Source organism: Microbaculum marinisediminis (assembly GCF_025397915.1).
Classification (GTDB): domain Bacteria; phylum Pseudomonadota; class Alphaproteobacteria; order Rhizobiales; family Tepidamorphaceae; genus Microbaculum; species Microbaculum marinisediminis.
In genome coordinates this window covers 35,779-48,248 of sequence record NZ_JALIDZ010000004.1, presented here as the reverse complement: position 1 = coordinate 48,248, position 12,470 = coordinate 35,779, and the positions used below count along the sequence as shown (strand labels likewise).

At 67.2% G+C, this 12,470-nt stretch carries 13 protein-coding genes; 11 read left to right on the top strand and 2 right to left on the bottom strand.

Going from position 1 to position 12,470, the window contains the following annotated elements:
* Positions 1-2: 2 nt before the first annotated feature.
* From MUB46_RS09130 to MUB46_RS09080, 11 genes are all read left to right on the top strand, one after another.
* The gene (locus MUB46_RS09130) at positions 3-1,286 is read left to right on the top strand and encodes a CpaE/TadZ family protein (protein WP_261615591.1); all 1,284 of its coding nucleotides are present in this window, start codon (positions 3-5) and stop codon (positions 1,284-1,286) included.
* Between the two features lie 16 nt (positions 1,287-1,302).
* On the top strand, positions 1,303-2,943 hold the full coding sequence (locus MUB46_RS09125) for a TadA family conjugal transfer-associated ATPase (RefSeq protein ID WP_425256237.1): 1,641 nt from the start codon (positions 1,303-1,305) through the stop codon (positions 2,941-2,943).
* Positions 2,944-2,948: 5 nt separating this feature from the next.
* Positions 2,949-3,947: a type II secretion system F family protein gene (locus MUB46_RS09120; RefSeq protein ID WP_261615589.1), complete on the top strand. Its 999-nt coding sequence runs from the start codon at positions 2,949-2,951 to the stop codon at positions 3,945-3,947.
* Between the two features lie 11 nt (positions 3,948-3,958).
* Positions 3,959-4,933: a type II secretion system F family protein gene (locus tag MUB46_RS09115; protein WP_261615588.1), complete on the top strand. Its 975-nt coding sequence runs from the start codon at positions 3,959-3,961 to the stop codon at positions 4,931-4,933.
* Between the two features lie 222 nt (positions 4,934-5,155).
* Entirely contained in the window at positions 5,156-5,863 is a 708-nt protein-coding gene (locus MUB46_RS09110) for an ABC transporter permease (RefSeq protein ID WP_261615587.1), read from the top strand.
* Positions 5,856-6,626, top strand: coding sequence for an ATP-binding cassette domain-containing protein (locus MUB46_RS09105; RefSeq protein WP_261615586.1), 771 nt, complete (start codon positions 5,856-5,858; stop codon positions 6,624-6,626). Before MUB46_RS09110 ends, MUB46_RS09105 begins: the two co-directional genes overlap by 8 nt.
* 25 nt (positions 6,627-6,651) lie before the next feature.
* On the top strand, positions 6,652-7,512 hold the full coding sequence (locus MUB46_RS09100; protein ID WP_261615585.1) for an ABC transporter substrate-binding protein: 861 nt from the start codon (positions 6,652-6,654) through the stop codon (positions 7,510-7,512).
* Between the two features lie 47 nt (positions 7,513-7,559).
* The gene (locus MUB46_RS09095) at positions 7,560-8,357 is read left to right on the top strand and encodes a molybdate ABC transporter substrate-binding protein (RefSeq protein WP_261615584.1); all 798 of its coding nucleotides are present in this window, start codon (positions 7,560-7,562) and stop codon (positions 8,355-8,357) included.
* A gap of 119 nt (positions 8,358-8,476) precedes the next feature.
* Positions 8,477-9,550, top strand: coding sequence for an iron ABC transporter substrate-binding protein (locus MUB46_RS09090; RefSeq protein ID WP_261615583.1), 1,074 nt, complete (start codon positions 8,477-8,479; stop codon positions 9,548-9,550).
* Between the two features lie 56 nt (positions 9,551-9,606).
* Entirely contained in the window at positions 9,607-10,563 is a 957-nt protein-coding gene (locus MUB46_RS09085; protein ID WP_261616043.1) for a FecCD family ABC transporter permease, read from the top strand.
* On the top strand, positions 10,560-11,333 hold the full coding sequence (locus MUB46_RS09080; protein ID WP_261615582.1) for an ABC transporter ATP-binding protein: 774 nt from the start codon (positions 10,560-10,562) through the stop codon (positions 11,331-11,333). The genes MUB46_RS09085 and MUB46_RS09080 overlap by 4 nt, the downstream gene beginning before the upstream one ends.
* A gap of 2 nt (positions 11,334-11,335) precedes the next feature.
* Here the strand turns inward: MUB46_RS09080 and MUB46_RS09075 are convergent, their stop codons facing one another.
* Both MUB46_RS09075 and MUB46_RS09070 read right to left on the bottom strand, forming a co-directional pair.
* Positions 11,336-11,548, bottom strand: coding sequence for a TOBE domain-containing protein (locus MUB46_RS09075; RefSeq protein ID WP_261615581.1), 213 nt, complete (start codon positions 11,546-11,548; stop codon positions 11,336-11,338).
* Between the two features lie 19 nt (positions 11,549-11,567).
* Positions 11,568-12,458 carry a helix-turn-helix transcriptional regulator gene (locus MUB46_RS09070; protein WP_261615580.1) on the bottom strand — a complete coding sequence of 297 codons (891 nt, stop codon included), beginning with the start codon at positions 12,456-12,458 and terminating at the stop codon, positions 11,568-11,570.
* Positions 12,459-12,470 lie beyond the last annotated feature (12 nt).

The following is a 12,470-nucleotide window of genomic DNA, read 5'->3' as shown; positions in this document are numbered from 1 at the left end:
CCATGAGTGTAGCGGCCGAAAAGCTCGACAGGACCGAGGCCGAAACGCCGGCCACGGGCAAACAGCAGGATCGGTATATCCCGCCGCTTCCGCGGGTTTCGATCCAGGTCTTTTGCGAGACGCCTGAAACCAATGCCGCCTTCTCGGAAGCCGCGAGCGATCGCCGTGCCTCCCGGGCCCATATGACCGTGCAGATGGGCGGCCTCGCGGCGGCACGCGAATTCTACGTCAACGCCGCGACGCCGAATGTGGTCGTGGTCGAATCGACGGCCGGTGCCGATGGGCTGATCGAACAGCTCGACCGCTTGGCCGATGTCTGCGACTCCGGCACGCGCGTCATCGTCATCGGTCATGCCAACGATATCGGGCTGTACCGTAAGCTGATGCACAAGGGCGTCAGCGACTATGTGCTCGCGCCGATCAATCCGATCCTGGCGCTGTCGGCCCTGTCCTCCCTATTCGACGTGCCGGGGACCGACCCGCTCGGCCGCACCATCGCGTTTGTCGGCGCGAAGGGCGGAGTCGGGTCGTCGACCGTCGCGCACAACGTCGCCTGGGCGATTTCCCAGGAACTGGTCAGCGACGTGGTCATCGCCGATCTCGATCTGGCCTTCGGAACTGCGGGGCTCGACTTCAATCAGGACCCGCCGCAGGGCATGGCCGAGGCGGTGTTCGCGCGCGAACGGCTTGACGAGAACTACCTCGACCGACTGTTCTCCAAGTGCACCGATCACCTGAGCCTGATCGCCGCGCCATCGACGCTCGACAAGGAATACGACCTGCCCGGCGATTCCATGGAGCCGGTCATCGAGCTGATCCGCAAGACGGTGCCGACCGTCATTCTGGACGTGCCGCATCTGTGGACGACCTGGGCGAAGGCCACGCTGCTGGGTGCCGATGAAATCGTCATCACCGCGATGCCGGATCTCGCCAATCTTCGCAACGCGAAGAACCTGGTCGACATGTTCAAACAGACCCGGCCCAACGACCGCCCGCCGATCGTCGTTCTCAATCAGATAGGCGTGCCCAAGAAACCGGAAATCTCCGAAAAGGATTTCGCGGCCGCCCTGGAACTGGACATCTTCGCGACCGCCACGTTCGATCCGGTGCTGTTCGCCAATGCGGCGAACAACGGACAGATGATCGCCGAGACCCAGGCCAACGCGAAGCCGGTCGAGATGTTTCGGTCTCTGGCCGAGGCGCTGACGGGCCGCTCCGAAGTCCGCAAGGCCAAGCGATCACCGCTCGCGCCCTTGCTGAAGAAATTGTCGATGAAAAAGAGCTGAACGGATCTGATAGCCCATGTTCGGCAGACGAGGCACGCAATCTGACGTAACGCACCCGGCGCCCGCGGAGCAGCCGCGGCCGCCTGTCGCGGAAGCGCCTGTGAAGGCCCGCGCGGAGCCCCGCGAAGAGGCGGCGGCGAAGCCGGATACGACTCCGTCGGCTGTTCCGGATACGGATGTCCCGCAATCCCCGTCAGCATCCTCCGAGACGACCGATGCGTTGACCGAACTCCTCGCGCCCAAGGCGTCCGCGACGGCCACCACCCCTGCCGCCACACCCAAGCCGCCGGCCGCCGCGGCGTCTGCTGAATCGAAGCGCCCGCCGCGACAGGCGCGCACCCGACCGGTGCGGTCGGAGGAGTATTACGACACCAAGACCGCCATCTTCTCGGCGCTGATCGACGCGATCGACCTGAGCCAGCTGGCGAAGATGGACGTTGAATCGGCGCGCGAGGAAATCCGCGATATCGTCAACGAGATCATCTCGCTGAAGAATGTCGTGATGTCGATCGCCGAGCAGGAGGAACTGCTCGACGACATCTGCAACGACGTGCTCGGCTACGGCCCGCTGGAGCCGTTGCTCGCGCGCGACGACATCGCCGATATCATGGTCAACGGCGCCGACACGGTCTACATCGAGGTGTCGGGCAAGATCGAGCAGACCAATGTCCATTTCCGCGACAACGGCCAACTCCTGAACATCTGCCAACGGATCGTCAGTCAGATCGGCCGCCGCGTCGACGAAGCCAGCCCGATCTGCGACGCCCGCCTTCCCGACGGCAGCCGCGTCAACGCCATCGTTCCGCCGCTGGCGATCGACGGGCCCGCCCTCACCATTCGTAAGTTCAAGAAGGACAAGCTCACCCTCGAGCAGATGGTGAACTTCGGCACGATCTCGCCGGAGGGCGCGACCATTCTCGAGATCATCGGGCGTGTCCGATGCAATGTCGTCATCTCCGGCGGTACCGGCTCGGGCAAGACGACGTTGCTCAACTGCCTGACCCGATACATCGACGAAGACGAGCGCGTCATCACCTGCGAGGACGCCGCCGAACTGCAGCTGCAGCAGCCCCACGTGGTGCGCCTCGAGACCCGCCCGCCCAATCTGGAAGGCGAGGGCGAGGTGACCATGCGCGATCTGGTCAAGAACTGCCTGCGTATGCGTCCGGAGCGGATCATCGTCGGCGAGGTGCGCGGACCCGAGGCCTTCGACCTTCTGCAGGCCATGAACACCGGCCATGACGGTTCGATGGGCACGCTCCATGCCAACAGTCCCCGCGAGGCCCTGTCGCGTATCGAGGGCATGATCACCATGGGCGGGTTCAACCTGCCTTCGCGCACCATTCGCGAGATGATCACCTCCTCGGTCGACGTGATCGTCCAGGCAGCCCGCCTGCGCGACGGCTCGCGCCGCATCACCCACATCACCGAGGTGATCGGCACCGAAGGCGAGGTCATCACCCTCCAGGACCTGTTCGTGTTCGATATCATCGGCGAGGACGCCAACGGCCGGATCATCGGCCGGCACCGGTCGACCGGCATCGCCCGGCCCGCCTTCTGGGATCGCGCCCGCTACTTCAACGAGGAAAACCGTCTGGCCGCGGCGCTCGATGCCGCCGAGGTTCAGGACGAAGACGGCAACGCGTTCGGAGGCTGACGCGAATGCTCGACGACCGCATCATCAGTCTGGCGATCGCGGTGATGGCGACGATCGCCGTCGGCGGCGTCGCCTGGGTGTTCGTCTATCCGCTGCTGTCGGGCGAGCGCCGGACCGAAAAGCGCGTACAGACCGTCGCGGGGCGTCGCAACACGGGCGCCTCCATCGCCAAGGCGAAGGCGGAAGCCGAGGCCGGCAAGCGCCGCAAGGCGGTACAGGAAACCCTGAAGGAACTGGAGTCCAAGCAGAAGGCGCGCAAGCGGCCGCCGCTGCGCGTTCGCATCGCCCAGGCCGGCCTGAAATGGAGCGTGAAGGGCTACCTCGCGTTCAGCGTCGGGGTCGCGTTCGTCTTCACGTTCTTCGGGCTTATTTTCGGGGCCCAGCCGATCGTGCTGCTGGCGATCATGATCTTCAGCGGAGTCGGCATCCCGTACTGGATGCTCGGGTTTCTGAAAAAGCGCCGCATGAAGAAATTCCTGCAGGAGTTTCCCAATGCGGTTGATGTGATTGTCCGCGGCGTGAAGGCCGGGCTGCCGCTGGGAGATTGTCTCAGGATCGTCGCCGGCGAAGTTCAGGAGCCGGTCAAGACCGAGTTCCGTCACGTCGTCGAATCCCAGGCGCTGGGGCTGCCGCTCGCCGATTGCGTCGAGCGCATGTACGACGGAATGCCTTTGCCCGAGGTCAATTTCTTCGCGATCGTCATCTCCATTCAGCAGAAGGCGGGCGGCAATCTGTCCGAAGCGCTCGGCAACCTCGCCAAGGTGCTGCGCGATCGCAAGAAGATGCAGGGCAAGATCCAGGCGATGAGCCAGGAGGCCAAGGCCTCAGCCGCGATCATCGGCGCGCTTCCGGTCGCGGTCATGATCCTCGTGTTCGTGACAACGCCGAGCTACATCTCGCTGCTTTGGACCGAGCGGCTCGGGCACATCATGCTTGCCGGGTGCGCCGTCTGGATGCTGATGGGCGTGCTGGTGATGAAGAAGATGATCAACTTCAAGTTCTGAAGGCAACGGCGATGCAGGGACTTATCGACACGATCTACAATCCCTCGTTGCTCGTCGGGATCTTCTCGGCGATCGCGGCCGCGGCCGCGATCCTGTCCGTGGGCATGCCGCTCCTGTCGGGCGATCGCCTCGGCGACCGTATGAAATATGTCGCCAAGGAGCGCGCGCAGATGCGCGAGCGCGAGCGGGCCAGGCTCGCCGCCGAAAAGAACCGGGTTTCGCTGCGCAAGTCGCCCAAGGCCTACATGCAGCAGGTCGTGGACCGGCTGAATCTGCGTAAGTACCTCGAATCGTCGGACACCCGGGACAAGCTCAAGATGGCCGGGTATCGGGGCCAGGCGGCGCTGATCACCTTCCTGTTCTTCCGTGTCGCGCTGCCCCTGGTCCTGTTCGTGCTCACGCTCCTCTATCTCTTTTTTGTCGGAAACTACGATTCCCAGCCGGCCGTGATCAAAGTCCTGATCGCGGTCGCGGCCGCTTATGTGGGGTTCTTCGCGCCCAATCTCTACGTCACCAATCAGGTCAAGCGCCGCCAGCAGGAGATCCAGCAGGCCTTCCCCGATGCCCTCGACCTGATGCTGATCTGCGTGGAATCGGGCATGTCGATCGAACAGTCGTTTCGCAAGGTCAGCCAGGAGATCGGCAGCCAGTCGATCGCGCTGGCCGAGGAACTGAGCCTGACGACGGCAGAGCTGTCCTACCTGCAGGATCGCCGCGTCGCCTACGACAATCTCGGCAAGCGGACCGGCCTGCCCGGCGTCAAGGCGGTCGTCACCGCGCTGATCCAGGCCGAGCGCTACGGCACGCCGCTCGGCCATGCCATGCGCGTGATGGCGCAGGAAAACCGCGACCTGCGCATGGCCGCGGCAGAAAAGATGGCCGCCGCGCTGCCGCCGAAACTGACGGTTCCGATGATCGTGTTCTTCCTGCCGGTCCTGTTCGTCGTCATCCTGGGACCGGCGGCGATCAAGCTGATGAAGCTGTAGCCTTCGCAACCGGTACGGGCCACGCGCGGCCCGTACCGTCGCCGGTTCTAGCCGCAAATCCCGCCACAAATCCCGGGCGCCGCGTCATCGACGCGGCTTTTTCGTATCCGAAATAATGCGAAATGCAGCGAATTTTTCGTTTCATGCCGAATTTCTAGACGAAACACATATCAACGAATACGATCAGCGGTACGGATACGGATCGTTCGGCAGAACCGCTGCATGCAGGATTTCGCGGAAGCTTTCACGCTGGCCTTTCAGCTGATCGCCTCGGGCAATGCCGATCTCGTCGAGATCGTGCTGTTGTCGCTGCGCGTCAGCGTGACCGCCGTGCTGATCGCCGGCCTGATCGGCCTGCCGCTCGGAGCGCTGCTGGCGGTGGCGCGCTTTCCCGGCCGCGGCGGCCTGATCGTCGTCGTCAACGCGCTGATGGGCCTGCCGCCGGTGGTTGTCGGGCTGCTCGTCTACCTGATGCTGTCCAACGCCGGACCGCTCGGCGTCCTGCAGCTTCTCTACACGCCGACAGCCATGATCATCGCCCAGGCGATCCTGGTCACGCCGATCGTCGCCGCGCTGACGCGCCAGGTGATCGACGACCTGAACCGCGAATACGACGAGCAGCTGCGCTCGCTCGGGGTGGGATGGTACGACGCGGTTGGCACGCTGCTGTGGGACGCGCGCGGCAGCCTTGCGACGGCGCTGCTCGCGGGCTTCGGCCGCGCGATCGCCGAGGTCGGCGCCGTGATCATCGTCGGCGGCAACATCAATCACGTCACCCGTGTCATGACGACGGCCATCGCGCTGGAGACCTCGAAGGGCAACCTGGCGCTGGCCCTGGCGCTCGGCGTCATCCTCATGCTGATCGCCCTCGGCGTGAACGCGCTCGTGCTCTCGCTTCGCTCCGCGCGGATGGAGGCTGCCCGTGCATAGCCTCCAGCCCCTGAACACGCAGCCGGAGACCGCGCCGGCGCGGCACAGCGACATCCTGCCGCTCGTCGCCGAGGGGCTCGTCTTCGAGGCGGGAGGCCGCCGGCTCATCGACGGGATCGATCTGGAGCTGCAGCCGGGCGCGCGCACGATCGTCCTCGGCCCCAACGGCGCCGGCAAGAGCCTGCTCCTGCGCCTCCTGCACGGTCTGATCCGGCCGACCGCCGGGCGCGTCGTGTGGAAGGGCCGTCCGGCGGATGCCGCCATCCTGCGCCGCCAGGCGATGGTCTTCCAGAAGCCGGTTCTGCTACGCCGGACCGTATCGGCGAATATCGATTATGCCCTCAAGGTCCGCGGCGTTTCCCGCGCCGAGCGCGGCCCCCGGGTCGCCGAGATGCTGGCGATCGCCGATCTGCAGTCCCTTGCCGACGCGCCGGCGCGCGTCCTTTCCGGTGGCGAGCAGCAGCGGCTGGCGCTCACCCGCGCCCTGGCCACGCAGCCGGAGATCCTGTTTCTCGACGAGCCCACGTCGAGCCTCGATCCGACGTCGACGCAGGCGATCGAGCAGCTCATCGACGACGCTGCGGCCGCCGGAACGCGGATCGTCATGGTCACCCACGATCTTGGCCAGGCCCGCCGCCTCGCCGACGAGGTCGTGTTCCTTCATCGCGGCCGCATCGCCGAGCGGACGGCTGCGTTCCGCTTTTTCCAGTCGCCGGTGTCCGCGCCGGCAACGGATTTCCTGGCGGGTCATCTCGTCATCTGAAAACAGGGCTGAGGGAGTAATGCCGATGTTCCATCCGACGACCAGACGCTTCGCGCTCGGGGGGCTCGCCGCTGCCGGACTGGCGGTCGCGACGCTCGCCCCGCTGACGACGACGGCCAGTGCCGAGGAAAAGTTCATCATCGTCCAGTCGACGACGTCGACGGAGAACTCGGGCCTGTTCAAGCACCTGCTGCCGCTCTTCAGCGACGAAACCGGCATCGAGGTCCGCGTCGTTGCCGTCGGCACCGGCCAGGCGATCAAGAACGCGCAGAACTGCGACGGCGACGTCCTGTTCGTGCACGCGAAGTCGGCCGAGGAGAAATTCGTCGCCGACGGATACGGCGTGAAGCGCACCGACGTGATGTACAACGACTTCGTCATCGTCGGCCCGAAATCCGATCCCGCCGGCGTCAAGGGCACGAAGGATGTGTCGGCCGCGCTGAAGACGATTTCCGACAAGGCGGCGCCATTCGCCTCCCGCGGCGATGATTCCGGCACGCACAAGGCCGAGCTGCGCCTGTGGCAGGCCGCCGGCGTCGATCCGACGGCGGCGAGCGGCTCCTGGTATCGCGAGACGGGCTCCGGCATGGGGCCGACCCTCAACAGCGCCGCGGGCATGAACGCCTATGCGCTGACCGACCGCGCCACCTGGATCGCGTTCCAGAACAAGGGTGACCTGGAGATCGCCGTCGAAGGCGACGATCGTCTGTTCAACCAGTACGGAATCATTCTGGTCAGCTCCGACAAATGCGCGAACGTGAAGGCCGACCTGGGCCAGACCTTCGTCGACTGGGTGCTGAGTTCCGAGGGCCAGGCCGCGATCGCCGACTTCAAGCTCGACGGCCAGCAGCTGTTCTTCCCGAACGCCGACAAGAGCGCGAGCTGAAAATGGGCGTGCGGGAAAGAGCGGACGGCCTCGATGGAGGACGCGGGATGCGGACAGTCCTTGCGGCGGCGGCCGTGCTTGCCATGACGCTGGCTCCCGCACGCGCGTCCGACACGGTGATCCTGTTCGCCGCCGGCAGCCTCAAGGCGGCGCTCGGCGAGGTCGCCGCGGGCTTCACGAAGGAGACCGGCAACCCGGTCTCCACAGAGTTCGCCCCCTCCGGGCTGCTGCGCCAGCGCATCGAGGCGGGCGAGCCGGCGCAGGTCTTCGCTTCGGCCAACATGGCCCATCCGAAGAAACTCGCCGATGCCGGCAAGGCGGGCGAGGTCGTGCTGTTCGCCCGCAACCGGCTCTGTGCGATCGTCCAGCCCGGCCTTAAGGCCAGTACCGATACCCTGCTCGACGTCATGCTCGACGACGCGGTGCGGGTCGGCACATCGACGCCCAAGGCGGATCCGTCCGGCGACTACGCCTTCGCCCTGTTCGACAAGGCCGAGGGGCTGAAGCCCGGCGCGGGCGAGACGCTGAAGGCCAAGGCCCTGCAGCTCACCGGTGGTCCGGACTCGGCGCCTGCCCCGGAGGGCCGCAATCAGTACGGCTGGGTGATGAGTGAGAACAGGGCCGACCTGTTCCTGACCTATTGCACCAACGCCCTGCTGGCGCAGAAGGACACGCCCGGCCTGCGCATCGTCCAGATTCCCGAACCGCTCGCGGTCGGAGCGGACTACGGCCTGACGGTCCTGAGCGGCGCGCCCGCGCCGGCCGAGGCGCTTGCCGGCTATATCCTCTCGCCGAAGGGGCAGGCGGTTCTGGAGGGGTACGGATTTGCGCCGGCGGCCCAGTAGCGGCGGGCCGGACGATCACATGGCACCGACATGCCACCGACGACATGCATAGACGGACCACTTGGCGCTTTCGGCCCGCGGGACGGGTTGCCGATGGCACGCGCGGCGGATGCCGGGGGATGCGACGGTCGTCGGTGAAGAGCTTCCTGAGCGCGCAAGCGTTCCAACTGGCCGGTGCGGCTCTTGCCGCATCGGCCTTCTTTTCTTCTCCGGCGACCGCCGATGAGATTGTGGACTCCGCCGGCCGCGTTGTCACGGTTCCATCGCATGTGGAACGGGTCTTCGCCGCCGGGCCGCCTGCCTCGGTGCTGATCTATGTCCTCGCCCCAGACCGGTTGACCGGCTGGCCGCGCGCGCTGCGGCCGGAGGAGCGCGACTATGTCGCCGCGCCCTATCGCGACCTGCCCGAGCTCGGCCGGCTCACCGGCCGCGGCGACACGGTCAACCTCGAGGTCATGCTGTCGGCGAAGCCGGATCTGATCGTCGACTTCGGTTCCGTCAGGGATACCTATGTCTCGCTGGCCGACCGGGTCCAGGCGCAGACCAACATTCCCTATCTGCTCGTCGACGGCCGCTTCGATGCGACGCCGCAAGCGCTGCGCCTCGTCGGAGGCGCGCTCGGCGTCGGCGACCGCGCCGAGGCGCTTGCCGCCTATGTCGAGGACACGTTCCGGGAGCTCGACACGACGCTTGCCGCCGTTCCGGAGAGCGAGCGCCCGCGTGTCTACCTTGCCCGCGGCCCCGACGGTCTGGAGACCGGGCTGAAAGGCTCGATCAACACCGAGATCATCGAGCGGGCCGGCGGCATCAACGTCGCCGTCGATCCTGCCCGCCAGGGAATCACGCGGGTGTCGCTCGAACAGGTGCTGGCCTGGAACCCGGATACGATCGTGACCTGGGACCCGATCTTCTACGAAGCCGTCTGGTCCGACCCGTCCTGGGCCTCCGTCGAGGCGGTGCGGCGGGGCCGGGTCTATCTGTCGCCGACCGCGCCGTTCGGCTGGATCGACCGTCCACCGTCGCTGAACCGCGTGATGGGATTGAAATGGCTGAGCCGCGTCTTCTTCCCCGATCGCTTCCCCGACGATCTCGCCGATCAGACCCGGGCGTTCTATAAACGCGTCTACCATGTCGATCTCGACGAAGACGCGCTGAACCGGCTGCTCGCGTGGTCACGGGGACGCAAACCCTGACGGCGTCGCGCTCGTACAGGGCCGCCACGGCCGGGGCCGTCGTGGCGGTTCTGGCGATGGCGCTTGCCGCCGCCTGCATCGGCCCCTATCCGCTTGGCCCCGGCGAGGCCCTCCGCCTCGTGTTCGAGCGCGTCGCCGGCACCCTTCCCGCCGACGATCCCGCCGCGACCGTGCTGTTCAACGTGCGCCTGCCGCGCATCGGCGCCGCCCTCATGGCCGGCGGCGCGCTGGCCGCCGCCGGCGCGACCTATCAGGGCCTGTTCCGCAATCCGCTGGTCTCGCCCGATATCCTCGGCGTCTCGGCCGGGGCGAGCTGCGGCGCGGTGCTGGGGATTTTCCTGTCCCTGTCCGTGGTGGCGATCCAGGGCCTGGCCTTCGCCGGCGGCATCCTCACCGTGGCGCTCGTCTATCTCGTCGCCTCCGGCGTGCGTGGCCGCGAGCCGGTGCTGGTGCTCGTGCTCGCTGGCGTCGTCATGGGCGCGCTCGCAGGCGCGGTCGTCTCGCTCCTGAAGATCCTGGCGGATCCTTACGACCAGCTTCCCGCCATCACCTTCTGGCTGCTCGGCAGCCTCTCCGGCATCAAGACCGTGGACGTCGTCTCGAGCCTTCCCGCAGTGGTGATCGGCCTCGTTCCGCTCGTCCTCCTGCGCTGGCGCATGAACGTCCTGTCGCTCGGCGACGACGAGGCCAGGAGTCTCGGCGTCGACGCCGCCCGCCTTCGCCTCGTCTTCGTCGCCGCCGCCACGCTGATGACGGCGGCCGTCGTCGCGATCTCAGGCGTCGTGGGATGGGTCGGGCTCGTCATGCCGCATGTCGCCCGCATGCTGGTCGGGCCGAACTACGACCGCATGCTGCCGGTGGCGATCCTGCTCGGTGGCGGCTATCTGCTTGCCGTCGATACGCTGGCGCGCACGCTTGCCGCGACCGAGGTCCCCATCGGCATCCTCACCGCCTTCGTCGGCGCGCCGTTCTTCCTCTGGTTGCTGGCGCGCGGCCGGAAGGGCTGGGCATGAGCCTCGCGGCCGACCATCTCACCATCGGCTATCCCGGCCATGTCGTCGGCCGCGACATGTCGCTGGCGGTTTCGGCGGGCGAGATCGTCTGCCTTCTGGGGCCGAACGGCTCGGGCAAGACGACGCTGTTCCGGACGCTCCTGGGGCTGCTCCCGGCGAATGGCGGCACCGCGCGGATCGACGGCAGCGATATCCGCGCGCTGTCGCGCGCCGACATCGCCCGTCGCGTCGCCTTCGTGCCGCAGGCGCACAACGCGATGTTCCCCTACTCGATCCTCGACATGGTGACGATGGGGCGGACCGCCCATCTCGGCCTGTTCGCGCAACCCACGGCGGGCGACCGCGAGACCGCGCTGCGGGCGCTTGCCGCCCTGGGCATCGATGACCTGGCCGGTGCCGACTACACGGCGGTGAGTGGCGGCCAGCGCCAGCTTGCCTTGATCGCCCGCGCGCTCGCCCAGGATACCGCCTTCGTCGTCATGGACGAGCCGACCGCGAGCCTCGATTTCGGCAACCAGGCCCTCGTGCTCGCCCAGATCCGCGATCTCAGCCGGCACCAGGGCAAGGGCGTCGTGCTGTCGACCCACGATCCCGATCACGCGCTGGCGATCGGCGACCGCGTCGCGCTGTTGTCTGACGGCGGGCTGGTCGCCGTCGGGCCGCCGGCCGAGGTGCTGACCGCGGAGAGGCTTGCGTCCGTCTACGGCGTCGCGGTGACCGTCACCCGGCTGGACGACGGGCGAACCGTCTGCGTGCCGACGCTGGGCTGAGCCTAGTCTCCGGTCGCCAGCAGCACTTCCGACGCCTTGATCACGACGGTCACGTCGGAGCCCTCGCTCAGCGCGAGGTCGTCGACCGCCTCGACCGTGACCGTCGAGGTGATGACGTTGCCGCCGCCGATATCGACCTTCACGGATGCCGCGACGGCGCCGCGCTTGATGGCGGTGACCTTTCCCTTGAGCAGGTTGCGGGCACTGATCTTCATGGGATCCTCCTCGACGTGGTCATGGTCCGTTGTAGTGCACCCGGCCGAAGCCGGAAATATCGTAGCCGCCCAGCTCCGCCGCCTTGTCGCGGAACGCCTGCGACCGGCAGACACCAATCAGCGCCTGGAACGGCTGCTCGAACCAGCTCCGGCGCCAGACCAGGATGTCGAAGCGTTCGCGCATGAGCGGCACGAAGCCGAGCCGGTATTCGCGGGCTACCGAAGCGATGCCGAGGCCGGCGTCGGCGCGGCCGTTGAGGATCGAGATTGCCACGTCGTGCTCGGTGCGGGCCGCCGGACCCATGGTCAGGTCGCTCTCCGACACGCCGGCGGCCGCGATCAGGTCGAGGAAGAGATGCTGGGCGCCCGCTTCTGCCTGGCGCGGCACGAAGCGCCGGCCCTTGAGCGCCGCGATCCCGTCGATGCCGAGCGGATTGTCGCTGGCGACGATCAGCCCGCGGTCGCGCCAGGCCCATTCGGTGAGCACGACTGGCATCGCCGGGAAGCGCACGGAGACCCGGCCCCGGTTCCATTCCCGCGCGCCGTCCTCGGGGATGTGCATGCCGCAGAACAGCGCCTCGCGGCGGCCGAACCGCTCGATCCCGTCAAGCGATCCGTCGAACACGGTGGCGATGCCCGCGCGCGATTCCCGGATCGCCCAGTCGAGCAGGGGATCGTGGCTGCCGGCGGCGACGGGCGGCGGATCGGGCAGCGCCGTCAGGTCGCCGGAGACTTCGGTGTGGCGGGCGAGCCAGGCGTCGATCAGATGGCGGGGGAACAGCAGCTTGCCGGTGACCCGGGTGAACGGCACCTCGTTCGCCGCGGCGAGCTCGTAGACCCGGCGCTCCTTGACGCGCAGCAGGTCCGCCAGCTCCTTGGTGGTCAGATACAGGTTGCTCTCGCCCGCCATGCCGGCCGCCCG